Origin of the sequence: Streptomyces sclerotialus, from assembly GCF_040907265.1 — a bacterium.
Taxonomy (GTDB): Bacteria; Actinomycetota; Actinomycetes; order Streptomycetales; family Streptomycetaceae; genus Streptomyces; species Streptomyces sclerotialus.
The window spans coordinates 4,106,235-4,130,880 of sequence record NZ_JBFOHP010000002.1; the positions used below are offsets into that span (position 1 = coordinate 4,106,235).

At 73.1% G+C, this 24,646-nt stretch carries 20 protein-coding genes and 1 pseudogene; 5 read left to right on the top strand and 16 right to left on the bottom strand.

What is annotated here, in order from left to right; all coding sequences use genetic code 11:
- Positions 1 to 50: 50 nt before the first annotated feature.
- Positions 51 to 2,078, top strand: coding sequence for a serine/threonine-protein kinase (locus AAC944_RS18275; protein WP_037773006.1), 2,028 nt, complete (start codon positions 51 to 53; stop codon positions 2,076 to 2,078).
- A gap of 91 nt (positions 2,079 to 2,169) precedes the next feature.
- Here the strand turns inward: AAC944_RS18275 and AAC944_RS18280 are convergent, their stop codons facing one another.
- On the bottom strand, positions 2,170 to 3,456 hold the full coding sequence (locus AAC944_RS18280) for an adenylosuccinate synthase (RefSeq protein WP_030621421.1): 1,287 nt from the start codon (positions 3,454 to 3,456) through the stop codon (positions 2,170 to 2,172).
- Between the two features lie 299 nt (positions 3,457 to 3,755).
- Here AAC944_RS18280 and AAC944_RS18285 point away from each other — a divergent pair, with 299 nt between their 5' ends.
- Complete coding sequence (locus AAC944_RS18285; RefSeq protein ID WP_030621423.1) at positions 3,756 to 4,709, top strand: diacylglycerol kinase family protein; 954 nt, start codon at positions 3,756 to 3,758, stop codon at positions 4,707 to 4,709.
- Between the two features lie 81 nt (positions 4,710 to 4,790).
- Here AAC944_RS18285 and AAC944_RS18290 read toward each other — a convergent pair whose 3' ends face one another.
- Complete coding sequence (locus AAC944_RS18290; protein WP_030621424.1) at positions 4,791 to 5,321, bottom strand: GbsR/MarR family transcriptional regulator; 531 nt, start codon at positions 5,319 to 5,321, stop codon at positions 4,791 to 4,793.
- A gap of 124 nt (positions 5,322 to 5,445) precedes the next feature.
- Here AAC944_RS18290 and AAC944_RS18295 point away from each other — a divergent pair, with 124 nt between their 5' ends.
- Together AAC944_RS18295 and AAC944_RS18300 are read left to right on the top strand one after the other, a co-directional pair.
- Positions 5,446 to 6,429: an ABC transporter ATP-binding protein gene (locus tag AAC944_RS18295; protein ID WP_037773008.1), complete on the top strand. Its 984-nt coding sequence runs from the start codon at positions 5,446 to 5,448 to the stop codon at positions 6,427 to 6,429.
- Positions 6,426 to 8,063, top strand: a complete 1,638-nt coding sequence (locus AAC944_RS18300) for an ABC transporter permease (RefSeq protein ID WP_030621429.1) — start codon at positions 6,426 to 6,428, stop codon at positions 8,061 to 8,063. The genes AAC944_RS18295 and AAC944_RS18300 overlap by 4 nt, the downstream gene beginning before the upstream one ends.
- A gap of 208 nt (positions 8,064 to 8,271) precedes the next feature.
- Here the strand turns inward: AAC944_RS18300 and AAC944_RS18305 are convergent, their stop codons facing one another.
- From AAC944_RS18305 to AAC944_RS18370, 14 genes and pseudogenes are all read right to left on the bottom strand, one after another.
- Positions 8,272 to 8,928 (bottom strand): response regulator, encoded by a 657-nt coding sequence (locus AAC944_RS18305; protein WP_030621430.1) that lies wholly within the window; start codon positions 8,926 to 8,928, stop codon positions 8,272 to 8,274.
- A 383-nt stretch (positions 8,929 to 9,311) separates the two neighbouring features.
- Positions 9,312 to 10,580 (bottom strand): annotated as a pseudogene (locus AAC944_RS18310) (sensor histidine kinase); the annotation flags it as partial.
- A 246-nt stretch (positions 10,581 to 10,826) separates the two neighbouring features.
- Positions 10,827 to 12,041 (bottom strand): cytochrome P450, encoded by a 1,215-nt coding sequence (locus AAC944_RS18315; RefSeq protein WP_030621435.1) that lies wholly within the window; start codon positions 12,039 to 12,041, stop codon positions 10,827 to 10,829.
- Positions 12,042 to 12,074: 33 nt separating this feature from the next.
- Entirely contained in the window at positions 12,075 to 12,995 is a 921-nt protein-coding gene (locus AAC944_RS18320; protein WP_030621436.1) for an alpha/beta hydrolase family protein, read from the bottom strand.
- Positions 12,992 to 14,275: a kynureninase gene (kynU, locus tag AAC944_RS18325; protein ID WP_051872211.1), complete on the bottom strand. Its 1,284-nt coding sequence runs from the start codon at positions 14,273 to 14,275 to the stop codon at positions 12,992 to 12,994. Before kynU ends, AAC944_RS18320 begins: the two co-directional genes overlap by 4 nt.
- 292 nt (positions 14,276 to 14,567) lie before the next feature.
- The gene (locus tag AAC944_RS18330; protein ID WP_030621441.1) at positions 14,568 to 15,452 is read right to left on the bottom strand and encodes a tryptophan 2,3-dioxygenase family protein; all 885 of its coding nucleotides are present in this window, start codon (positions 15,450 to 15,452) and stop codon (positions 14,568 to 14,570) included.
- A gap of 233 nt (positions 15,453 to 15,685) precedes the next feature.
- Complete coding sequence (locus tag AAC944_RS18335) at positions 15,686 to 16,099, bottom strand: DUF3151 domain-containing protein (protein ID WP_030621443.1); 414 nt, start codon at positions 16,097 to 16,099, stop codon at positions 15,686 to 15,688.
- 234 nt (positions 16,100 to 16,333) lie between these two features.
- A complete protein-coding gene (gene fbaA / locus AAC944_RS18340) occupies positions 16,334 to 17,356 on the bottom strand; it encodes a class II fructose-bisphosphate aldolase (protein WP_030621446.1) in 1,023 nt (340 codons plus the stop codon).
- A gap of 249 nt (positions 17,357 to 17,605) precedes the next feature.
- Positions 17,606 to 18,148: an orotate phosphoribosyltransferase gene (pyrE, locus tag AAC944_RS18345; RefSeq protein ID WP_030621448.1), complete on the bottom strand. Its 543-nt coding sequence runs from the start codon at positions 18,146 to 18,148 to the stop codon at positions 17,606 to 17,608.
- A 44-nt stretch (positions 18,149 to 18,192) separates the two neighbouring features.
- Positions 18,193 to 19,044, bottom strand: coding sequence for an aldose epimerase family protein (locus tag AAC944_RS18350; RefSeq protein WP_037773011.1), 852 nt, complete (start codon positions 19,042 to 19,044; stop codon positions 18,193 to 18,195).
- 63 nt (positions 19,045 to 19,107) lie between these two features.
- Complete coding sequence (locus AAC944_RS18355; protein WP_030621452.1) at positions 19,108 to 20,265, bottom strand: SRPBCC domain-containing protein; 1,158 nt, start codon at positions 20,263 to 20,265, stop codon at positions 19,108 to 19,110.
- A 95-nt stretch (positions 20,266 to 20,360) separates the two neighbouring features.
- Entirely contained in the window at positions 20,361 to 22,052 is a 1,692-nt protein-coding gene (locus tag AAC944_RS18360) for a polyamine aminopropyltransferase (RefSeq protein ID WP_030621454.1), read from the bottom strand.
- A 98-nt stretch (positions 22,053 to 22,150) separates the two neighbouring features.
- Positions 22,151 to 22,669, bottom strand: coding sequence for a DUF2617 family protein (locus AAC944_RS18365; protein ID WP_030621455.1), 519 nt, complete (start codon positions 22,667 to 22,669; stop codon positions 22,151 to 22,153).
- Positions 22,670 to 23,007: 338 nt separating this feature from the next.
- Positions 23,008 to 23,319 (bottom strand): hypothetical protein, encoded by a 312-nt coding sequence (locus tag AAC944_RS18370; protein ID WP_078888844.1) that lies wholly within the window; start codon positions 23,317 to 23,319, stop codon positions 23,008 to 23,010.
- A 108-nt stretch (positions 23,320 to 23,427) separates the two neighbouring features.
- On the opposite strand from AAC944_RS18370, the gene AAC944_RS18375 reads away from it, so the two are divergent.
- Entirely contained in the window at positions 23,428 to 24,630 is a 1,203-nt protein-coding gene (locus AAC944_RS18375) for a pyridoxal phosphate-dependent aminotransferase (RefSeq protein WP_078888845.1), read from the top strand.
- The last annotated feature ends 16 nt before the right edge of the window (positions 24,631 to 24,646 follow it).

A 24,646-nucleotide genomic window follows, 5' to 3' on the forward strand; every position in this document is an offset into this window, starting at 1 on the left:
CGGCACAGGGCGCGACGGCAACGGCAGGACGAACGGGGATGGAGCCGAGAATGGACGGCCTCAAGGGACTGACCACCGAGGACCCGAGGACGATCGGTGCCTACCGCCTGCTCGGCCGGCTCGGCACGGGCGGCATGGGCCGGGTCTACCTCGCGCGTTCCGAAGGCGGGCGGACGGTGGCCGTGAAGCTGGTCAAGACCGAGCTGGCGGCCGAACAGGAGTTCCGGGACCGGTTCCGCGCCGAGGTCGCGGCGGCGCGGCGGGTGGGCGGCCGCTGGACAGCGCCCGTACTGGACGCCGACACCGAGGCGGACGTCCCGTGGGTGGCGACCGGGTACATCGCGGGCCCGGCGCTGAGCGAGGTCGTGGAGGGCACGTACGGGTCGCTGCCGGAGTACGGCGTCAGACGGCTCGCCTACGGGCTTGCCAGCGCACTGCTCGACATTCACGGTGCCGGCCTGGTGCACCGCGACCTGAAGCCGTCCAACGTGCTGCTGACCATCGACGGTCCGCGGGTCATCGACTTCGGTATCGCGCGGGCGCTGGACGCGGTGAGCGAGTACACCCAGACGCAGGTCGGCATGGTCGTCGGCTCGCCGAGCTTCATGTCGCCCGAGCAGGTGCGCGGTGAACGCATCACGCCCGCGAGCGACGTCTTCTGCCTGGGCTCGGTGCTCGCGTACGCGGCGTCCGGACGGATGCCCTTCGGGTCGCCGGCATCGGGCGTGCACGCGGTGATGTTCCGCGTCGCCGAATCCACGCCCGACCTGGACGCCGTACCGGAGCACCTGCGGGGGCTGATCGGCGGCTGTCTGGCGAAGGACCCGGAGGAGCGGCCGGCACCGGAGGACCTCATCTCGGAGATCGGGCCGGTGAGCAGCGGCGGGGCGAGCTCTCCCTGGTTGCCGGCCGAGCTGATCGCGCAGCTCGGCCGGCACGCCGTACGGCTGCTGGACACGGATACGCCGCCCTCGGGGCAGCCGGCACGTCCGGGACGCACGACCGGGACGGGCGCCGCCTCCGTGTCGGGCCCCGGCTACGTGTCGGGCAGCACCTCGGTACGCGGCGGCACCTCGGTACGCGGCGGCGTCTCCGTACCGGGCGGTGGCTCCGTACCGGAGCGCGCGGAAGCGCGGACGACGGTCCTGCCGGCCGGCTCGGGAACGGGGACGGGATCGGGGCCGGGGTCGGCAGCGAAGCCGGAGCCGGTATCGGAGCCGGAGTCGGGTGGCTCGTACGGTCCCGGGAGCGCCGCGCCCATTCCTGGGAGCGCCGCGCCCGGCCCCAGGCCCACCCCGCCCCGGCGTCGCTGGGCTCTCGCTGTCGCAGCCGTCACCGTGGCGCTCGCCGGTGCCGGTGTGGCGGTGGTGGCCGTGCCCGCGCTGGGCGGCAGCGGGAAGGGCGACGGCGGTTCCGACATCCCGGCCGCCTACGTGGGCACCTGGACCGGCGACGTCGAGCGGTACGGGGAGCCGACGGGGCAGCAGCGGCGGTTCGTGATCTCGCGCGGGTCGGTCGGCGAGGTGGTCGCCAACAGCATCAGCCTCGGCGCCACCTACGAGTGCAAGAGCGACGGGAAGCTGGTCTCCGTATCGGCCGGGGGCGGGCTGCGGCTGGACACCACTGTGGTGCGGTCCACACCCGAAGGGCGCTGTTCGGCGCTGGGCGAGCACCACCTGAAGCCCGGGCCGAAGGGCACCCTCCTGTGGAGCGCGGCGGGCCGTACGGCGACGCTGCGCCCCGCGGGCCACGAGGTGGTCCCCACGGCGTACCTGGGCACCTGGGAGCGCCCCAACGCCGACGGTGTGGGCACCCAGGTGGTGACGATCAAGCGCACCCCGGTGGGCAGCCCCGCCGTGACGATCGACGTACGGGGCAGCGGCGGGCACTGCACGGCCCGCGCGGACTTCTACTCGGCCGACGGGAAGCTGTCCGTCGGCCCCTCCGTGGTGCAGCGCCCCGCCCCCGGGTGCGCGCCCAGCAGTTCGTCCTTCTTCAGGATCGGCGGCGACGGCACCCTGGTGCGCGAGTTCCGCGGCAACGACAAGCAGCCGCGTACCTACACGAAGGTGCGGTGAACGCGGCTGCTGACGTCACTCGTGAAGGCCGCCCGCCACGGGGCGGGCGGCCTTCACGGGCAGCGGGGGCGAGAGGCCCCCTTCGGGTGCCTCAGTCGAGGAACGAGTTGATCTGGATCGTCTCGTCACGGCCCGGGCCGACGCCGATCGCGGAGATCGGGGCGCCGGACATGTCCTCCAGCGCCTTGACGTACGCCTGGGCGTTCTTCGGGAGCTCGGCGAAGGTCTTGGCCTTGGTGATGTCCTCGGACCAGCCCGGCAGCATCTCGTAGACCGGCTTCGCGTGGTGGAAGTCGCTCTGGTTGTGCGGCAGCTCCTCGACCCGCTTGCCGTCGACCTCGTAGGCGACGCAGACCGGGATCTGCTCCCAGCCGGTCAGCACGTCCAGCTTGGTCAGGAAGAAGTCGGTGAGGCCGTTGACACGGGTCGCGTAGCGCGCGATGACCGCGTCGAACCAGCCGCAGCGGCGGTCCCGGCCGGTGGTCACACCGCGCTCGCCACCGATGGTGCGCAGCGCCTCGCCGTCCTCGTCGAACAGCTCGGTCGGGAACGGGCCGGCGCCGACGCGCGTGGTGTACGCCTTGAGGATGCCGATGACCCGGTTGATCTTCGTCGGGCCGACGCCGGCACCGGTGCAGGCGCCACCGGCGGTCGGGTTCGACGAGGTCACGAAGGGGTACGTGCCGTGGTCGACGTCCAGGAGGGTGCCCTGGCCGCCCTCGAAGAGGACGACCTTGCCCTCGTCGATGGCGTCGTTGAGGATCAGCGTGGTGTCGGCGACGTAGCCCTTGATCTGGTCCGCGTAGCCGAGCATCTCCTCGACGACCTGCTCGGCGACCACCGCGCGGTGGTTGTAGAGCTTGGCGAGCACCTGGTTCTTGAAGTCGAGGGCCGCCTCGACCTTCTGGAGCAGGATCGACTCGTCGAACAGGTCCTGCACCCGGATGCCGGTGCGGTTGATCTTGTCGGCGTAGGTCGGGCCGATGCCGCGGCCCGTGGTGCCGATCTTGCGCTTGCCGAGGAAGCGCTCCGTCACCTTGTCGACGGTGATGTTGTACGGCGTGATCAGGTGGGCGTTACCGCTGATCAGCAGCTTGGACGTGTCGACGCCGCGCTCGTTCAGTCCGCTCAGCTCGGAGAGCAGGACCGCCGGGTCGACGACGACACCGTTACCGATCACCGGGGTGCACCCCGGTGAGAGGATCCCGGAAGGGAGCAGGTGCAGTGCGTATTTCTGGTCGCCCACGACGACCGTGTGGCCGGCATTGTTGCCGCCCTGGTAGCGCACTACATAGTCGACGGACCCACCGAGCAGGTCGGTGGCCTTTCCCTTGCCCTCGTCACCCCACTGAGCACCGAGCAGCACAAGTGCGGGCACAGGCGTACACCCCTTCCGGGCGGGGCATGTCCAACGTGCGAGCGGCTCACTGCCTGGTGCAGCCGCCGCGCGAGCCGTCGAACCGGTGCCCCGGATAGACGAAGCCCCTGGCGCAACAACGACAGGGGCTCTTGCACCGAGAGATTACCCAACATTTCTCTCGGGCGACGAACAGGACAGTCCCGGGGCGCCCGGCCACCGCCGGGGTACGGGGGCCCGCGGCGGCCGCGACGACCGTTTTGCCCCTGTCCTGTCCGAGTCCGTTCCCCGAGAGAACGCAAGCCCTAGGAAGGACCGAGGTGTCGGCTCCAGACCTTGCCGGGCGCTCCCTGCTCGTGGTCATCGACCCGGTCGCCCGCCGTGTGGACGGCGAGTCCGTACGCATCGCCAAGGACGTCCTGTGCGCGGCCGCGACCACGAAGATCTGCTTCCCGGACGATCCCGGAGAATTCGCCCGGGTGCTCGCCCGAAGGGGGCAACGCCGCCCCGTGGTGATCGGCGACGACCGCGCCCTGATGCGCACCGTCGAGCTGCTCCACAAGGAACGTGAGCTGGCCCGGGTGGCCCTGTCGCTGGTGCCCGTCGGGCCGCCGCCCGGTGTCGCGCTGTGCCGGGCACTGGGCGTCCCCACGGACACCGTGACCGCCGCGCGTGCCGTTCTGGACGGCCAGGAGCGCGCCCTCGACCTGCTCGCCGACGACAGCGACGGGATCGTGCTGGGCGGGCTGCGCATTCCGGGCGGCGAACCGGCCGAGCGGCCCGCGCAGCCCGTCCGTACGGCCAACGAAGCGCCGTCCGTGCCCGCGCAGCAGCCCTGGTGGTCCCCGGCCGCCCGGACCGCGCGAGCGGCCCTGTCGTTGCTCACGGCGCCCGTTCCGGGCGGCGGTGAGGGCCGTGCCCGGCGCCGCGACCGGGTGCTGCCCCGGCTGCGCGTGGAGGCGGACGGGGTGGTGCTGGCGGACCTGGACCGGCCGGTGCACCGGGTGTCGGTCGCACCCGTGGGCTGCACGGCGGCGCACGGCACGGCACCCGGTGACGGGGCGCAGTGCTCCTCGCAGGAGCCGGAAGGGCTGGCCGAGGTGGTCGTGCAGTGGCAGGCCGCGGAGGCGCCGGTACGGGTACGGGCGCGGGCCGTGACGGTGTCCGGGCCGGACTTCCGCTACCGGGCGGACGCGGTGATCGGCGGGCCGGTCAGGACGCGGACGTGGACGGTCCAGCCCTCGGCGTGGCGGCTGACGCTGCCCCGGGGATGAGGCAGCGCCTGCGGGCGACTGCGGGTGACGCTTCTCACGTCGCGCAGGCCGCCGTGCGCCGTGCGCCGGCGCGGCCGGCGCTCACTTCCGGAGTTCGTCCGCCGCGTCGCCCTCGTGCTGGGCACGCAGCTCGTCCCGGTGCACGCGCCAGCGGTCCATCATCACGTTCAGCTCCTGCTGCATGAACTCGAAGAACGCGAGCGTCTCGCCGACCCGCCTGCCGGCCGGTGAGGATTCGCCGAGGCTCTGCACGCCGTCGCGCAACGCGATCTCGAAGCGCGTGAGACTGCTGTCCTTGCGGGTCAGGGCCTCGTGCCACTGGTCGCTGTGCACGCGGTACCGGTCGCGGCGGGAGCCGGGCTCACGCTCGCGGCTGACCATGCCGACCTGCGAGAGATAGCGGATCGCGCCGGAGACGGCGGCCGGGCTGATCTGCAGCCGCTCGCTGATCTCCGCCGAGGTCAGTACGCCGGAGTCGGAAGCGAGCAGGCAGCCGAAGACCCGCGCGGGCATGCGCGGCATCCCCGCGTCCGCCAGCTGCGCGGCGAAACGTTCCACGAACTGGGCGACCGCCTCGTCGTCCCGGTTTTCCACAGGCTGCTCCTCGCTCATCTGCCCATCCTCTCGCCTTCTCCCGCCACCCGACCTGCGCATCTCCGCCGCAGCACACCCCGCTCTCGATTTTATACGCTTCCTTAACTTCACAAATTTGTGAAAGCCGCGTACGTTCAAAAACATGAGTACATCACTCGACCCTGCCGCGGCGGTCCACGTCGCCGGTCTCCGCAAGTCCTTCGGCCGCACCCGCGCGCTCGACAGCCTCGACCTCACCGTCACCCCCGGCGAGGTCCACGGCTTCCTCGGCCCCAACGGCGCCGGGAAGTCCACCACCATCCGCGTCCTGCTGGGCCTGCTGCGCGCCGACGCCGGCGACGCCCGCCTGCTGGGCAAGGACCCGTGGCGCGACGCGGTCGAGCTGCACCGCCGCATCGCGTACGTGCCCGGCGACGTGACGCTGTGGCGCAACCTCTCCGGCGGCGAGGTCATAGACCTGTACGGCAGGCTCCGCGGCGGCCTGGACGGCGCCCGCCGGGCGGACTTGCTGGAGCGCTTCGAGCTCGACCCCACCAAGAAGGGACGCACCTACTCCAAGGGCAACCGGCAGAAGGTCGCCCTGGTCGCCGCCTTCGCCTCCGACGTCGACCTGCTGATCCTCGACGAGCCGACCTCCGGCCTCGACCCGCTGATGGAGGAGGTCTTCCAGGAGTGCGTCCTGGAGGCCCGCGACCGCGGGTGCACGGTCCTGCTCTCCAGTCACCTCCTGTCGGAGATCGAGGCGTTGTGCGACCGGGTCAGCATCATCCGCAAGGGCCGGACCGTGGAGAGCGGCTCCCTGGCCGACCTGCGCCACCTCACGCGCACGTCGGTCATCGCCGAACTGGCGGGCCCGCCCGACGGACTGTCCCGGCTCCCCGGGGTGCACGACCTCGACGTGCACGGCAGACGCGTCCGGCTCCAGGTCGACACCGACAAGCTCGACGCCGTGCTGCGCTCCCTCACCTCGTCCGGAGTACGCAGCCTGACGAGTACGCCGCCGACGCTGGAGGAGCTGTTCCTGCGGCACTACCAGGACGACCTGGGCACCGGTGACCGTCGCGCCGCCGAGGGCACGGCCGCTGCCGCCGAGCCGTCCGGTGCTGAAGAGGTGACGCCGCGATGACCGCCGTGACCGCCGGTCCCGTGGTCCGGAGCGGGCCCCGCGACCTCGCAGGGACGGGTGCCCTGCTGCGCCTCGCCCTCCGCCGCGACCGGCTGATGGTCCCGCTGTGGGTACTGCTGCTCGGGCTGACGGTGGCCGGCCTGACCGGGCCCTTCGAGGCGCTGTACGACACCGCGGCCAAGCGTGCCGAGCTGGCGCAGTCGATGAACGCCAACACCTCGATGCGCGCGCTGTACGGCCCGGTGTTCGGCGACTCGATCGGCGGGCTGGTCACCTGGCGGATGGCCGGCTTCGGCGCTGTGCTCGCCGCCGTGATGAGTCTCCTGATCGTCGTACGGCACACCCGGGAAGAGGAGGAGACGGGCCGTCAGGAGCTGCTGTCGGCCGCCGTGGTCGGACGCCGCGCACCGATCAGCGCCGCACTGCTGACCGCGCTCCTCGCCAATGCCGCACTGGCCATGGTCATCACCGCCGGACTCATCGAGAGCGGTCAACCGGTCGCGGGCTCGCTGGCACTGGGGCTGGCCGTCGGCGGGTGCGGGATGTTCTTCGCCGGCGTCGCCACCGTCGCGGCGCAGCTCACCGAGAGCGCGCGGTTGGCCAAGGGGCTGACGGGCGCGGCCGTGGGCCTCGCATTCGTCCTGCGGGCCGCGGGCGACGCCGCGAGTGCCGACGGTTCCTCGCCACTGACCTGGCTGTCACCGGTCGGCTGGGCCCAGCATCTGCGGGCGTACGCCGGTGAACGCTGGTGGGTGCTCCTGCTGTTCGCCGCCGGCACCGTCGGCGCGGCCTGCGCCGGGTACGCGCTGGCCGCGCGGCGCGACATCGGGATGAGCTTCCTGCCGGCCCGGCCCGGACCGGCCCGCGCACCGGCGTCGCTGAGCGGCGCGTTCGGTCTCGCCTGGCGGCTGCAGCGTACGACGCTGCTGGGCTGGGCCGTCGGATTCGCGGTGGCCGGCGGGGTGTTCGGCGGTATCGCCGACGGCGCCTCCGACCTCGTCGGCGACAACGAGCAGACCCGCCGGATATTGGAGCGGATGGGCGGCGCCCAGGCACTCACCGACACCTTCCTGGCCACCATGGCCGGCATGCTCGGCATGGTCGCGGCCCTCTACGCGACGGGGGCGGTGCTGCGGCTGCGCGGCGAGGAGACCGGCGACCGGGCCGAGCCGGTACTGGCCTGCGCGGTGGGGCGGTTGCGCTGGGCGGTGAGCCACCTGCTGATCGCGTTTCTGGGCACGGGCGTCGTGCTGGCGACGGGTGGGGTGGGCCTGGCGCTCGGGTACGGGGCCACGGTCGGTGACGTGGGCGGACGCTTCGGGGCCGTGGTGGGGGCGGCGCTGGCGCAGATACCGGCGGTCTGGGTGCTGGCCGGTCTGGCCGCCTTCCTCTTCGGCGCCCTCCCGAAGCTCACCACGGCGGCCTGGGGGCTGACCGGGGCGTCGCTGGGCATCGGCTGGATCGGTCCGGCGCTCGACCTCCCGCAGTGGGTGATGGACCTTTCCCCCTTCAGCCACCTGCCGAAGCTGCCGGGCGGCGACGCGACGGCGGCGCCCTTCCTGTGGCTCCTGCTGACAGCCGTCCTCAGCACGGCCGCGGGCCTGATCGCGCTGCGGCGCCGGGACATGGGATGAACGAGGGAGGGATGACCGTACGGCGATGACCTCACAGCGATATCCACACCCTGTGGATATTTCCCGGGGCGGGCTCTCGGAGGGGAGCTCCCTCTGGGGCGAGGCCAGGGCGAGGAGGGAGCGGTGGAGGAGGTGGGGGGAGGGGGAGGGGGGAGGGAAGGGGAAGGCCCGGCCCGCGAACGGGGGCGGGCCGGGCCGGGCCCCCGCCTCAGAACCCCGGTGTCACGAGGCCCGTTTCGTAGGCGAAGACGGCGGCCTGGGTGCGGTCGCGGAGGCCGAGCTTCACCAGGATGCGGCTCACATGTGTCTTGACCGTGGATTCGGCCACGACGAGATGTTCGGCGATCTCGCCGTTCGACAGGCCTTGGGCGACCAGTACCAGCACCTCCGTCTCCCGCTCCGTGAGGTCACCGATGCGTTCCTGGGCGGGCTGCCGGGGCGCGCCCAGCCGGGAGAACTCCGAGATCAGCCGTTTGGTCACGGTCGGCGCGAGCAGCGCTTCGCCGGACGCCACGATGCGTACTCCCTCGGCGAGTTGGCCGGCGGACGCGTCCTTGAGGAGGAAGCCGCTGGCTCCCGCGCGGAGCGCCTGGTAGACGTACTCGTCCAGGTCGAAGGTGGTCAGTACGAGCACCTTGGCGTCCGCGTCGGCGGCGGCGATCTCGCGGGTCGCTTCGAGGCCGTTGACCTCCGGCATGCGGATGTCCATCAGGACGACGTCCGGGCGCAGGGCCGCGACCTGTTGGACCGCGTCGCGGCCGTTCACCGCCTCGCCGATGACCTCGATGTCCGGCATCGCGTTGAGGAGGACGGAGAACCCCTCCCGCACCATGACCTGGTCGTCGACGATCAGGACATTGATCATTACTGCGGCCTTCCCGGCGGGGTGTCCGGCTTCTGCAGCGACACGGTGGGCTGTTGACCGGCGGGCGGACGAGCCGCCGCGTGCTGCGTGCCGGCGGGCTGCCCCATCGGCCGGGTGGCCGGGGCCGAGGTCGGCTCCATCGTATGTGCAGCAGACGCAGACGCCTGTGGACCGGTCACCCGAGGCGACTCCGGAGCAGACGGCCGGGACGGCTCCGACACAGACATCCGAGGCGGCTCCGGCACAGACATCCCAGGCGGCTCCGGAGCAGACGGCCGGACCGACTCCGCAGCAGACGTCCGGGACGGCTCCGGCACAGCCGTCCGAGGCGACTCCGGCACAGACATCCCAGACGACTCCGGCACGGACATCCCAGACGACTCCGCAGCAGACGGCCGGGACGGCTCCGGGTCCCGCGCCGCCGGGAGGAACACCGTCACCTCGTATCCCCCGTCCGGCGTCGGGCCGTTGGTCATGTCGCCGTTGAGCATGCCGACGCGTTCGTGCATGCCGAGGACGCCGTGGCCCGCGCCGGGAGAGGGCTTGGCCAGGCGGTTCGGGGGCCCGTTGACGACGCGCAGGCCGAGGCCGCCGAGTACGTACGCGACCTCCACCCGGGCCTCCGCGCCCGGCGCGTGCCGCAGCGTGTTGCTCAGCGCCTCCTGGATGATCCGGTACGCCGACAGCTCCACGCCCTGCGGCAGCGGCCGTACGGCCCCGGTCACCACCGCCGTGACGGTCAGCCCCGCCCCGCGCACGCTCTCCAGCAGCGCGTCCAGGTCGGCGAGGGTGGGCTGTGGCGCCTCGGGGCCGGCGAAGGCGTCGGGGTCCTCGGAGCGTACGACGCCCAGGATGCGGCGCAGTTCGGTGAGGGCCGCCACGGCGTTCTCGCGGATGGTCGAGAAGGCGGTGGCCAGTTCGGGCGGCGTGTCCCGCACCCGGTACGGCGCGGCCTCCGCCTGGATGGCGATCACCGACATGTGGTGCGCGACGACGTCGTGCAGCTCGCGGGCGATGGTCGCGCGCTCCTCCAGCGTGGTGCGCCGGGACCGTTCCTCCGCGGTGACGGTGCGGGTCTCCTCGACCTGCTGCCGCTCCTCGCGCCAGGCGCGGACGGCCGCGGCGGCCATCAGCACGATTCCGCTCAGCACCGCCGCCTGCGGCAGCAGCGAACCGTCGGTACCGAGGACGGTGATGCCCGGCGTGAGCAGGACGAACGTCACCGCCCACATCTCCGTCGCCAGCCGGGGCCGGGTACGCAGGACGACCAGGACCATCGTCGCGACGTGTCCGAGGAAGGAGAGCATCCAGGCGCCTCCGCCCCCGCCGCCCAGCATCCCGAAGCAGGCGGCCAGCAGCGAGAGCCAGAAGGCTCCCACCGGGCGGATCAGGGTCATCGCCGGCGGGCCCGCGACGAGCACACCGAAGATCAGCATGATCAGTGGCGGCCCGACGGTGGTCGTCTGAACGGCGAACATCAGCAGCACGAAGGCGTAGCCGAGGACCAGCGCGTGCGGGAACCAGCGCAGGTAACGGCCCTGCCGGGGCGACAGCCAGGGCACCCGGCCGGCCACCCGGTCACCGTCCAGCGGGGGCAGCGGGCGGGCGGCGAAGGGGTGGGAGAACAGGTCCCGGCGGAGGCCGCTCAGCACGCCGCTCGTTGTGCGGGCCTCGGGGTGCCGGCCGTCCCGTACGTACTCGGCATCGCTCTGTTTCCGGCGTGTGCCGTCCACGAACTGAGGTGTCTCGTTCACGCACCCCACGGTAGGGACGGGGGCGGGCGACGGCGTCCGGCCCAGTGGGGATCTGCGGGGGTCCGTCTCAAGTACTACGTGCTGCGCGGTGCGGCACTCCGGTACACCTTCCCCGGACCGCTCCCCCACCCGGACCTCGGCGGTTCATACCTCCACCAGCAGTTCCACCGGCCCCCTGATCACGAAGTTCGGCTTCCAGGACGGTTCGGCGGCGAGGCGGAGGGCCGGGGCGGCGCGGAGCAGGGCACCGAACGAGGCGGTCAGTTCGAGGCGGGCGAGCGGGGCGCCCAGGCAGTAGTGGATGCCCGCGCCGAGGGAGACGTGCGGGTTCTCCGGGCGGGAGAGGTCCAGTTCCTCGGGGCGGTCGAAGCGTGCCGGGTCGCGGTTGGCCGAGCCGAAGAGGAGGGCCACCTCCGCGCCGCGCGGTACGACGGTGCCGTCGATCTCGATGTCGTCGAGGACCCAGCGTTCGAAGAGCTGGAGCGGGGTGGCGTACCGCAGCAGTTCCTCGACGGCGGTCGGCAGCAGCGTGTCCGGCGCGGCGCGCAGCGCGGCGAGCTGGTCCGGGTGCCGGAGGAGGGCGAGCCAGCCGTTGACGGTGGTGTTGACCGTCGCTTCGTGCCCGGCGTTGAGCAGCAGCACGCAGGTGGAGACCATCTCCTGCTCGGTCAGCCGGTCGCCTTCGTCGTACGCCGCGATCAGGGCGCTGATCAGGTCCTCGCCCGGGTCCTTGCGCCGGGCGGCGATCAGTTCGCGCAGGTACGCGGAGAATTCGAGCGACGCCCGTACCGCGCGGCGCGCCGTCTCCGCTGCCGGGTTCAGTTCGTACATCCCGCAGATGTCGGCCGACCAGGGGCGCAGCAGTGAGCGGTCGGCTTCGGGGATGCCGAGCATCTCGCCGATGACCGCGACCGGGAGGGGTTCGGCGATCGCGGTCAGCAGGTCGCCGCCGCCCGCCGCCACGAAGTCCTCGACCAGACGGTCCACCAGCCGGGCGACGACGGGCGCCAGTTGCTCGACCGTGCGGGGCGTGAACGCCTTCGAGACGAGGCGCCGCAGGCGGGTGTGGTCGGGCGCCTCCATGTCGAGGAGGCCGTTGTCGTTGAGGACGTGGAAGGGCTCGTGTTCGGGCGGGGGCGGAGTGCGGCCGAACTCCTCGTGGGTGAAGCGGTGCAGGTAGGTACGGCCGAGGCGGCGGTCCCGCAGCAGCGCGCTGACGTCCGCGTGGTGCGGCACCAGCCACTGGTCGGTGGGCGGGAAGTGGTGCACCCGGCCGGCGCGGCGCAGTTCGGCGTAGCCGGGGTAGGGGTCGGCGACGAACTCGGGCGACCAGGGGTCGAATGCGGCGACGGCTGCCATGGGGGGACGGTACCGCCGGGCACGGCCCGGCGGTCAGGGTCCGGTGGCGCCGGATTCTCCGCCGCCCGGCACGGGGCGTGGTGTGCCGCTGAGGACGCCGAGAAGTGCGTCGCGGAGCGCGCCGTACGCCTCGGTGCCGGGGGTGACGGCCGCGTAATGGCCCACGCCGGGCAGTTCGTGCAGGGCGACGGGGCCGCCGAGCACGGCGTCGGCTCCGGTGCCGTCGCGTCCGGGGGCGGCTGCGGTGGCGGTACCGGTTCCGCGGTGGGTCCGTGCGTAGCGCTGCGACAGTTCCAGCGGTACGTCGGGGTCGGCCGTGCCGTGCAGGATTGTCACCGGTACGCGGGGCGCCAGCCGTACCGGATCGGTCGCGGCGATACGTTCCGCCAGGGCCGTACGACCCAGGGGTGCCGCGGCGCCGCCGTCCAGGAACTCCGCCACGGCCCCACTGCTCAGCCGCAGTTCGTGGGCGCGGGCGAGGTCGGCGACCGGGGCCACGGCGACGGCGGCGGTGGCCGGGCCCGGCCGCGCTGCCGTCCAGAGGGCCAGGTGGCCGCCGGCGGAGTGGCCGGCGACGACCACGGGCGTTCCCCGGTGCGCCTCGGCGGCCGCCACCCGTACCGCGCTCGTCACGTCGTCGAACGTCTCCGGCAGACCGCCGCCGCCACCGGCCCTGCGGTACTCCGCGAGCGCGACCGGCAGGCCGTCCCTGGCCAGCGCGGCGGCCAGCGGCGACAGGTGCGTACGGTCGTAGGCCACCCGCCAGAAGCCGCCGTGCAGCAGGAGGACCATCGGGCCGGTCCGGCGGCCGGCCGGCGGGGAGTACGCCGTGCCCGGCGGCCGGTACAGGTCGACGACCTGGTCGGGGTGGTCGCCGTAGGCGACGCGGGCGTCCGGCGCCACGGGCGCGCGGGCCAGCAGCACTTCCTCCTCGTCCGCCGCCGTGCCGCTCATATCGTGGTCGGGCCCTGTGCCGTGGCGCCCGCCGCGACCGCGGACGCGCTGCCGTCGCCCGGTACGTACGCCAGGACCTCCGCGAGGGTCCGGGCCGCGCGCTCCGCGTCCGCGAAGGAGGTGTAGAGCGGGGTGAAGCCGAAGCGCAGCACGTCGGGGTGGCGGAAGTCGCCGATCACGCCGTGCCGGATCAGCTCGCCCATCACCTCGCCGGCCCCCGCGCACTCCAGCGCGACCTGGCTGCCCCGCTCGTCGTGTGCCTCCGGGGTCACCGACCGCACCCGGCCGCGCGGCACGTACGCCCGGACGCACTCCAGGAAGAAGTCGGTCAGGGCGAGGCTCTTGGCGCGTACGTCCTCGACGGCCACGCCCTCCCAGGCCTCCAGCGCGGCTTCCAGGGCGAGCAGCGAGAGGATGTCCGGGGTGCCGACGCGGCCGCGTTCGATGCCCGCCGCCGGTACGTACGCGGGGTCCATGCCGAAGGGGTCGGCGTGGGAGTTCCAGCCGGGCAGGGGTGAGTCGAAGCGCGGCTGGTGCTCGGCGCGTACGTACAGGTAGGCGGGCGAGCCGGGGCCGCCGTTGAGGTACTTGTACGTGCAGCCGACCGCGAGGTCCACGCCGTGCGCGTCCAGGCCGACCGGCAGCGCGCCCGCGCTGTGGCAGAGGTCCCAGACGGCGAACGCGCCGGCTTCGTGCAGCGCGGCGGTGATGCCGGGCAGGTCGTTGAGCCGGCCGGTGCGGTAGTCGACGTGGTTGACCAGGGCGACGGCGGTACGGTCCGACACCTCGGCGGGCATCCGGGCGGCCTCGACGGGGCGCAGCGTACGGCCGGTGAGCCGGGCGGCCGACGCCGCGATGTAGCCGTCGGTCGGGAAGGTGGCCGCGTCGACCAGGATCTCGTCCCGGGGGACGCCGTCCACGGCCGGGCCGGTCTCGTCCGCCATGCGGACGGCGGCGACCACGGCCTTGAAGACGTTGACGCTGGTGGAGTCGCCGACCACGACCTGGCCCGGCGCGGCGCCGAGGAGCGGGGCGATCCGGTCGCCGATCCGCTCGGGCGCGGTCCACCAGCCGGATTCCGACCAGGAGCGGATGCGCAGCTCGCCCCATTCGCGGGCGACGACCTCGCGGACCCGTTCGGGGACCGCGTGCGGCAGCGCGCCGAGGGAGTTGCCGTCGAGGTAGACCGCCTCGTCGAGCACGAACTCCGCGCGCTTGCCGCTCAGCGGGTCGCCGTCGTCCAGCTGCGCGGCCCGGGCGGCGAGGTCGTCACGGACCACGGCCGCGGCGACGGCGCGGGCGGCCAGCGCGTCGCCCACGTCCGAAGGATCGATTCTCTGGCCGGACACGCCGGTACCGGCACTCTCGTTCCGCTGCGCTTCCTGCTGCACTTCGTCGTCACCCTCCGCTCGGGCCTGACCGCATCGCTTCGTCGTGGGGGGCCGCTCGGACCCGGCCGCGCCGCTCTCTCGTGAGGGCCGCTCGGACCCGGCCGTCCCGGTCCTGAGCGGCCGCTCCGGCACGAGTGCCCCGTCCGGCGGAGACGAGTGCCGCTGTCCGGCACCGGTCCGCTCAGACATGGCTGCGGGCCGTCCACAGCTCAGGGAAGACGTTTTTGCGGGCCCGCTTCTCCAGCCAGGCCACCCCGGAGGAGCCGCCGGTGCCCATCTTCGCGCCCATCGCCCGGCGGGTGGCCACCAGATGGTCGTTGCGCCAGCGCCAGACCAGTTCGGCGACGTCGGTGAGGACCTCCCCCAGCTCGACCAGCTCGTGCCGCGGGTCGCCTGCGTAGACCTCGGTCCAGGCGGCCTCGACGGCCGGGTGCGGCTCGTACCTGAGCGTGGGGTCGCGCTGCAGTACCGACACCGGGACGGCGAAGCCCCGGCGGTCCAGCAGCCGCAGCACCTCGTCCCACAGGCTCGGCTCGTGCAGCGCCTTCTCCAGCTCGGCGTACTCGCGCGGCGCGCCGCGGTGCGGGACGAGCATGGAGGCGGACTTCTCGCCGAGCAGGAACTCCAGCCGCCGGTACATCGCGGACTGGAAGCCGGAGCCGTCGCCGAGGGCGCCGCGGTAGGCGTTGAACTGCGCGGGGGTCAGCCGGGCCAGCGGCTTCCACGCGGCGTTGAGCGCTTCCAGCTCGTACGTGGAGCGGCGCAGCGCGTCGATCGCGGTGGGCACGTCGTCACGGCGCAGGGCCTGCGCCGCGGTGTGCCACTCGTGGACGATGCCGGTGAACCACAGCTCCATGACCTGGGTGGTCACCAGGAAGGCCATCTCTCCGGGGTCGTCGGAGAGCAGATGCTGGGCGTGGGTGAGCAGCTCCGCCTGTACGTAGTCCTCGTACGGCGTGGTGCCCTTGAAGTCCAGGTTCGGGTCCGCCTCCGCGTGGCCGACCGGGCAGCGCGGGGCCGGCTCCGGGGACGGGGACGCCTGGGACGCTGATGACGAGTGCGACATCAGAACTCCTCGTGATGCATGCCTCCGGGTAGCGGTCCGCCCCTTCCTGTCGGCATCGGAGCCCCGGTCCCCTCGTCAGGCCCGGCTCACCGGACCTGCTGCGCATCTTCCGCAACTCTCCGAGGTTTGGCAAGGGCCGTCCCGGCCGACCCGCGGGGCCGCCACCGGCTCAGGACCGGCCGGAACGCGTCGCCGGGCCGGTCCTGAGCGGGTCATCTCGGGAGGGGGCTCCCTCAGGAGAGCGTGTCGGCCGCGGTCGGCGAGGATTCGCGCAGGAAGGCCGTGCAGCGCTCGTACTCCTCCTGCTCGCCGATCGCCTGGGCGGCGCGGGCGAGCGCGTGCAGCGCCCGCAGGAAGCCGCGGTTCGGCTCGTGCTCGAACGGGACCGGGCCGTGGCCCTTCCAGCCGGCCCGGCGCAGCGCGTCCAGGCCGCGGTGGTAGCCGGTGCGGGCGTACGCGTAGGACTCGACGGTCCGGCCGGCCTGGAAGGCGTCGTCCGCCAGCTGTGCCCAGACCAGCGAGGACGCCGGGTACTTCGCGGCGACGTCGGCCGGTGCGGTGCCCGTGGCGAGCAGCTCACGGGGCTCCGGGTCGTCGGGCAGGTGGGTCGGGGGCGGTCCCCCGAGCAGGTTCTCGTGAATGGCCATGGGTCCAAGTCTGCCTGGTCCGTGCGGCACGCGACGCCCCGGCGGTGGCCGTTCGGCCGGGGCGCACGGAGGATCGTCCACGCGCGCGACGGGGCCGGCCGCCCCGTTCGCACGGCACCCCGGCGGCCCGGGTACCGCGCCTGTGCGCGGAGGGCCCCGTACGCATGGGAATTCATGCGTACGGGGCCCTCCGGGGTACCCGGCTGCGGGCGCCGGTGCGGCGCCGCGGCGGAGTTACTTGATCTTGGTGCCGGTGGAGCGCAGGTTCGCGCAGGCCTCGGTGACGCGCTTGGCCATGCCGCCCTCGGCCAGCTTGCCCCAGCTGCGCGGGTCGTAGACCTTCTTGTTGCCGACCTCGCCGTCGACCTTCAGGACACCGTCGTAGTTGCGGAACATGTGGTCCGCGATCGGGCGCGAGAAGGCGTACTGGGTGTCGGTGTCGAGGTTCATCTTCACGACGCCGTTCTCCAGCGCGGTAGCGATCTCCTGCTCGGTGGAGCCGGAGCCGCCGTGGAAGACGAAGTCGAACGGGGACTGCTTGCCGTACTTGGCGCCGACGCCCTCCTGGAGGTCCTTGAGGAGCTCGGGGCGGAGGACGACGTTGCCCGGCTTGTAGACGCCGTGGACGTTGCCGAAGGAGGCGGCGAGCAGGTAGCGGCCCTTCTCGCCCAGGCCCAGCGCCTCGGCGGTGCGGATCGCGTCGTCGACGGTGGTGTACAGCTCGTCGTTGATCTCGTGGGTGACGCCGTCCTCCTCGCCGCCGGTCGGGGTGATCTCGACCTCGAGGATGATCTTGGCGGCGGCAGCCTTGGCGAGCAGCTCCTGGCCGATGGAGAGGTTGTCGGCGAGGTTCTCGGCCGAGCCGTCCCACATGTGCGACTGGAAGAGCGGGTTCTGGCCCTTGGCCACGCGCTCGGCGGAGATGTCGAGCAGCGGGCGGACGTAGCCGTCGAGCTTGTCCTTGGGGCAGTGGTCGGTGTGCAGCGCGACGGTGATGTCGTACTTCGCGGCCACGACGTGCGCGAACTCGGCCAGGGCGACGGCGCCGGTCACCATGTCCTTGTTGTACTGGCCGCCCAGGAACTCCGCACCGCCCGTGGAGATCTGGATGATGCCGTCGCTCTCGGCCTCGGCGAAACCGCGCAGTGCCGCGTGCAGGGTCTGCGTCGAGGTGACGTTGATGGCCGGGTAGGCGAACTTGCCTGCCTTCGCCCGGTCGAGCATCTCGTTGTAGACCTCGGGGGTTGCGATGGGCATCTGTCCGCTCCTTGTGTGTGCGGGTACCGGGTACGTTCTGGGCCCTGACCAGGGGGGCGACGTCATCGTCGCGGCCCATCTTCCCAGACTTGCCGGATACCTCCACATCGCGCTGCCACCCGGACGGCGGAAAGGGCGGGCTGTTTCACGTGAAACAGCCCGCCCCGTGGCGAAACCGCAGGTCACCGAGGTCGGTACCGGGAAACCACAGTCGGCGCGCCGACCTGACCGGTGAGACCGCCGGATCTCTCAGGCGAGATCCAGGTCGGTGAGCCGGTAGCCGGTGATGTACTTCAGGCCGGCCCCGGCGATGGCCGACTCGGCGCCGCGGTCGACGATCGTCGCGACCGCGACGACCTCGGCGCCCGCCTCACGGGCCGCCTCGACGGCGGTCAGCGGCGAGCCGCCGGTGGTGGAGGTGTCCTCGACGACCAGGACGCGGCGGCCCTTGATGTCCGGGCCCTCGATACGGCGCTGCATGCCGTGCGTCTTCTGGGCCTTGCGGACCACGAAGGCGTCCAGCTTCTGCCCGCGCGCGGCGGCGGCGTGCAGCATCGACGTCGCGACCGGGTCGGCACCGAGCGTGAGCCCGCCGACCGCGTCGTAGTCCAGGTCGGCGGTGACGTCCAGCATCACCTGGCCGACCAGCGGCGCGGCCTCGGCGTCCAGGGTGATCCGGCGCAGGTCGATGTAGTAGTCGGCTTCCTTGCCGGAGGAAAGCGTCACCTTGCCGTGCACCACGGCCTTGTCCTTGATCTGCTGCAGCAGCTCGCCGCGCACGTCGTCACTCATGCGCACGAGCTTAGGACAGCCCCGGGGCCGGTCCGGGACGCGGCTCAGGCCAGGGAACGCCAGGTCCAGGTCGTGGAGATCTCCAGCGGGTCGATGGGCGTCACCAGGCGCGGCTGAGTGTTCAGACCGTTGGGCGGGCCGGACTGCGGCTCCACGCACACGGCCGCCTCCTGCTCGTCGTACACCACGGCCCACTCCGCGCGGCTGGTGACCTTCAGCTCCAGCCGGCCCGGCCAGGTCAGCGTCACGTCCACGCCCTGCGGCATGCCGAAGCAGTCGTCCCACGGGCCGGGGAGGGGGTCGATGCGCCGGCCGGTCGGGAGGTGGTCCTCGCCGCGCTCCTCCTGCCACTCGGGCGCGAAGTCGATGCGTACGCCCTCGCCGCCGTCGTCGAGGTGGCGCAGGAACCAGGGGTGCCAGCCGGCCTGGGCCGGGAAGGAGTCGCCGTACGTCTCGACGCCCATGCTCAGGGTCAGCGAGCCGCCGTCCTCGGCCAGCTCGACCAGCTGGGTGACCTTGCCGGGATACGGCCAGGGGTCGGCCGGGTCGTCCAGGTCGTACGTGAAGGCCGCGGTGGTCCCGGTCGTGCGGGCGGTGCGCCAGGAGAGGTTGCGGCCGTTGCCGTGGATGGCGTGCGGCGGGGAGTTCAGCGGCATCTGGTGCGTCTCGGAGCCGTTGCGGAACCGGCCGTGCTCGATGCGGCCGCACCACGGCACCATCGGGAAGCAGCCGTACTTGGCTCCCTGCCGGAGCAGTTCCGTGCCGCCGACCCGGAGACTCTCGATACGGCAGCCGTTGTCCGGGCGGACGGCCACTTCGGTGTCTCCGGCGGCCAGCCGTACGGTGCGCGCCACGCGCGGCTTCTGGGCGGGCTCTGTGCGGTTCTCAGTGCTCACGGCTCGACCTTAGCGGTGCGGCTCGTCAGCGGCGTCCCGGGCACGCTGGTCCCGGCACCGGGGTCAGCGGCGGCGGCGCAGGGCCCGGCCGACCACGACGGCGGAGGCCAGGACGACGGCGGCCGCGGGGGCCGCCCAGCGGAGGGTGGCCGAGGCGGTGGAGGTGTCGGGCGCGGGCACGGGGGCGTAGCGGCCGCGCGGCGGGGCGTGGTCGACCTCCTCCGCGCTGCGGCCGATCATCGTGCGGCGGGCGTGCGCGGCCTCGGCGGGCGGCTCGGCCGGCATGCCCAGCTCCTCCTCGGCGAGCGGGTCCAGCGAGGAGGGCGGGATCTCGGTCTCGAAGACGCCGGGCCGGGGCGGTGCGTCCACGAGGTCGCCCGCCTCGTCGCCGTCGTCCACGTCGGCGTCGTCCCCACCGGTGACGTCGGCGGGGTCATCCTCGGCGCCCGGCTCCCTGGTGCCGTCCAGACCGTCCGTGCCGTCCAGGCCGCCTGTACCGTCCAGACCGTCGGCGTCCGCCGCGTCCTCGACGTCCGCCTCGGCAAGCGCGTCCTCCCCGGAGGGCACGTTCTCCCCGGCGACCGCGGACTCCTCGGCAAGCGCCTCCTCACCCCCCTCGGCGTCCGTCTCGGCGCCCCGCGCATCCGACGCCCCTGAAGCATCCGCCGGTCCCCCCGCGAACACCGCCGTACCGTCCGCCGCCGTCGTGGCCCCGGCCGCCGCCCCCGGCCCGGTCGGCCCGGTCGGCCCGTCCGGCTCTCCCGCGGCCACCGGCCGGAGCGACAGGTCTTCGGTGAGGGTGGTGACGAAGCGGTCCAGGAGGCGGTGGCCGGCCGCGCGGACGGCGTCGTCCGAGGCGGCCGCGAGCCGGCCGCCGGACCGTACGGCGGCGGTGCAGGAGAGCGTCGTGCCCTTGCCGCCCTCGTCGGACGCCACCCGGACGGTGAGGTCCAGCTCGGCGAAGCCGTCGCCGCGTACCTCCGTGCCCCGGACCTCGGCGTCGAAGGCATCCGCTTCGCCGTCCCGCGGGGTCACCCGCAGCGACCCGCGGTAGGTGATGGTGGAGCCGCCGACCCGCAGCCGCAGCCGGCCCTCCGGAACTCCGGATGCGGGGTCCGCGTCGAGCTGGGCGCCCGGGACGCAGCGGGCCAGGCGTTCCGGCTCGGTGAGCGCCTGCCGCACCGTACCGACGGGAAACGGAACGTACACCTCATGCTCCATGACATCGGAGCCTACCCAGCACGCCCCGCCCCGTGCCCGCTCCCGCACAACTTTCTCGGCATGCCGTCACCGTCCGGGCGCCGCCCCGGCAGGGGTCAGCCGCCGTACCGCGGGTGCATGAGCGTCGACGGCGGCAGGCCCGTCAGGCGCGTACGGTCCAGGGCGGCGCGGCCGGAGCGCAGCAGGGCGGGGGTCAGGGAGCGCAGCGGCGGAGCGGCCGGCGAGAGGCGCAGGCCGGGTGTGGTGCGGCCGGCCAGGAGGAAGCCCCAGGAGCGGGCGGTTCCCGGGCCGGCGTGCACGGTGCCGGACGGGTCCCGGCCGGGGCCGCCCGCGTGCGCGGGGACGCGGCCCGGCATCCGGTACGGGACGGTGCGCAGTCCCGCGGCGCGCACGGTCGCCTCGACCGTCCAGAAATCGTGCGGCCGGGCGCGCGGCGGCCCCGCGTGCACCGCCAGCCGGCCGTCCGGGGCCAGCGCCCGGGCCGCGAGTCCGTAGAACTCCCGGGAGTACAGCTGGGCGCCGGCGGTGCTGCCGGGGCCGGGCAGGTCGGCGAGGACCACGTCGTACGGGCCGTCCCGGCGTACCTCGCGCCGGGCGTCCCAGCGCAGCCAGTCGAAGGCGTCGGCGGTGACGACGCGCACCCGCGGGTCGTCGAGCGCCCGGTGGTTGAGCCGGGCGAGGCCGGGGTCGGTGCGGGCCAGCCGGACCAGGCCGCCGTCGCGGTCGACGACGGTGACGGACTCGACGTCGTCGTAGCGCAGCAGTTCGCGTGCCGCCAGGCCGTCGCCGCCGCCGAGGACCAGCGCCCTGCCGTGCGGCCCGCCCGCCGTCGCCGGGTGGACCAGCGCTTCGTGGTACCGGTACTCGTCGGTGGCGTCGGCCCGCAGCCGGCCGTCCAGGTAGAGCGCGAGGGGCGTGCGGACGGGTCCGCCGTCCCGGTCCGCGCGCCCGCCGCCCGTACCGCCGGTCAGCACGACTTCCTGCACGTCCGTCTGGAGGGCGACCCGCGGGCCCGTGTCGTAGACCGCCTCGCGTGCGGCCCGTTCGAACGGGCCGGCCAGCGCGGTGCACGTGGCGAGCAGGGCGAGCACCAGCGCGTTGGCGGCCAGCAGCGACCGGCGTGCCCGTACGGAGAGGTCGCGGCCGAACAGCCCGAGGACGAGCGCGCCGCCCGCCACCGCGTTCACCCCGCCGGTCACCAGGGCGCCCGTCAGCTGTCCGAGCACCGGCAGCAGCAGGAAGGGGAAGGCGAGCCCGCCGACCAGGGCGCCCACGTAGTCCGCCGCGAAGAGATCGGCGACCGCGCCGCCCGCGTCCTGGTTCCGGATGCGCTGGATGAGCGTCATCAGCAGCGGCACCTCGGCGCCGATGAGCACGCCGATCACCAGGGAGAAGCCGACCAGCGCGGACCTGGACTGGCCGAACCAGGCGAAGCAGGCGTGGAGCGCCATCGCCGAGACGCCGCCCACCAGGGCCAGCACCGCCTCCACCGCGCCGAAGCCGACCGCGGCCCGGCAGCGCAGCCGCTTCGCCAGCAGCGAGCCGACGCCCATCGCGAAGACCATCACGGAGAGGACCACGGAGGTCTGGGTCACCGAGTCGCCGACCAGGTAGGAGGAGAGGGCGACCAGTTCCAGTTCGTACACCAGCCCGCATGCCGCGCAGAGGAAGACCACGACGAGGACGAGGAGGCGGCCGACCCCGGCCGGCACCGGCAGCCGCGGTGGCCGGACGATCTCCGGGGGCCTGCGGGCGCCGGCGGTGAGGGCCACTGGCGGATCGATCATGCTGCGCACGCTACGTGACAGCCCTGTGGCGCCTCGTCACCCACAAGAGTGCATTGGATTCGTGCGGAGCAGACGCCGGGACGCTGCCGCGCTCCCCCTCACAGCGCCGCCACCGCCCGCGCCCCCACGCGCGTACGGGTCGCCACCAGCCGCCCTTCCTGGGGGTAGGCGTGCCAGGTCCGCCAGCGCACCTGGCCGCCCTCCCGTTGCGCAAGCATCGCGGTGAACGCGTGCGGCGAGCCGGGGAACGTCCCGGCGAGTCCGTGCGGATGCTCGGCCACCAGAGCGAGCAACTCCTGTGCCCGGCCCGCGAACGAGCCGCGGGAGAGCGTCTCCACATGGGCGGCGAACTCGTACTCCCAGTCCCCGACGCGTTTCGCCACACCGAGCGGGAGCGGGGTGCTGCTGCCCGGCATGCACGCCACCGTCTCCGAGCAACTGCCGCGTTCCTCCTCCAGGAGCACCTGGTGCGAGGCGCCGAGCAGCCGCAACTGAACACTGGCGTCGTTCAATCGCAGGTCGAGGACGGCGAGCGCGGGAAGCGGCTCCCGGCCGAGGGCCCAGGCGAGATCGGCTGCGCGGGTGTCGGTGTAGGCGGTCTTGATGGTGGTGAGCATGGGTCGGCTCCGCAAGCACGCAGTGGATGGTGGGCCGGCCCGCCCCGGAGGAGGACCAGGGATACGACTTACCGGCTGCCGGCTCGTGACCACGTGGGGTCCGAGAACTGGTGGATTCTCACAAGAGAGGGAATCATGAAACTCGCGGGTCCCACAGCCTTTTTACCCATCTTCGCCGGGTTTCCATCCCTCAGAGGGCCTCTCAGTTCAGTTGTTCAACAGCCTTGCGCCCGGCGGCTGTTGAGAACCACCGGGCGCATATGCGACAGGGCATGGGCCAGTTGCATGTTCCGTACCGGCCATCCGTGCGACCGCTGCGGGACGCGCGGGGGAACCGCTCAGGAACCGCCGCCTCCGCCTCCGCCGCAGCCACCGCCCCCGCCTCCGCCGCCGCAGGACGAGCTGCCCCCGCAGGACGAGCTGCCCCCGCAGGACGAACCGCCGCAGCTCTGGTGGCTGCCGTGGTGGCCGCCGCCCGTCCCGCCGTCACCGGCCCACCAGCTGCCCCCGCCGGAGCCCCCGCTGCTGCCCGGGGACCACCTGCTCTTCTTCCGGCCCTTCGGCGACTCGTTGGCCGCGGCCACCCGCGCCATCCAGACCACCGCCGCCACAAAGGCGCAGATCACCAGGAAAATCACAAGGCCTGTCATTCGCTTCACCCCCGTACGTGCGTTCTTACGTGCGGGTCACATGCCCGGCCTCACTGATCCCAAAAGCGGAGTTGAGGAACTCCAGAGGTTCGGCGGAGGATGACGCCCATGGGACGACCGCTGCTCAACCGCCGCCTCGCCGAATTCGGCACCACGATCTTCGCGGAGATGTCCGCGCTCGCCGTGCGCACCGGTTCGATCAACCTGGGCCAGGGCTTCCCCGACACCGACGGCCCCGAAGAGGTACGCGAAGCGGCGGTACGCGCGCTGCGCGACGGCCGCGGCAACCAGTACCCGCCGGGCCCCGGCATCCCCGAGCTGCGCACCGCCGTCGCCGCGCACCAGCAGCGGTGGTACGGCCTGACGTACGACCCGGACACCGAGGTACTGGTCACCGCCGGCGCGACCGAGGCCATCGCCGCGTCGCTGCTGGCGCTGCTGGAGCCCGGCGACGAGGTGATCGCGCTGGAGCCGTACTACGACTCCTACGCGGCCTGCATCGCCATGGCCGGTGCCACCCGCGTCCCGGTCACCCTGCGCGCCACCGTCGAGGACTCGCCAGGCGGCGCAGCCGCACAGGGGTACTACCGCCTCGACCTGGACGAGCTGCGCGACGCGGTCACCGACCGCACCCGCCTCATCCTCCTCAACACCCCGCACAACCCCACCGGTACCGTCCTCAACCGCGACGAGCTGGCCGCCGTCGCCGAGCTGGCGTGCGAGCGCGACCTCCTCGTCGTCACGGACGAGGTCTACGAGCACCTGGTGTTCGAGGGCGAGCACGTGCCGATCGCCTGCTTCCCGGGGATGCGCGAGCGCACCGTCTCCATCGGGAGCGCGGGCAAGACCTTCTCGTTCACCGGCTGGAAGGTCGGCTGGGTCACCGGGTCGCCCGAGCTGGTCGGCGCGGTCCGCGGCGCCAAGCAGTTCCTCACCTACGTGTCGGCGGGCCCCTTCCAGTACGCCGTCGCCGAGGCGCTCGCGCTGCCGGACGACTACTTCCACGGGCTCCGCGCGGGCCTGCGCCGCAAGCGGGACATCCTGGCCGACGGGCTGGCGGAGGCCGGCTTCCGGGTCTTCCGGCCGAGCGGCACGTACTTCATCACCACCGACATCACGGCCCTGGGCGAACAGGACGGCCTGGCGTTCTGCCTGGGCCTGCCCGAGCGCTGCGGCGTGGTCGCCGTACCGAACTCCGTCTTCTACGACGACACCGAGGCGGGGCGCACGCTGGTCCGTTTCGCGTTCTGCAAGCGCGACGAGGTACTGCGCGAGGCGGCGTCCCGGCTCAAGCAGCTGTCGGGCGGCTGACCCCCGCCACGCGTAA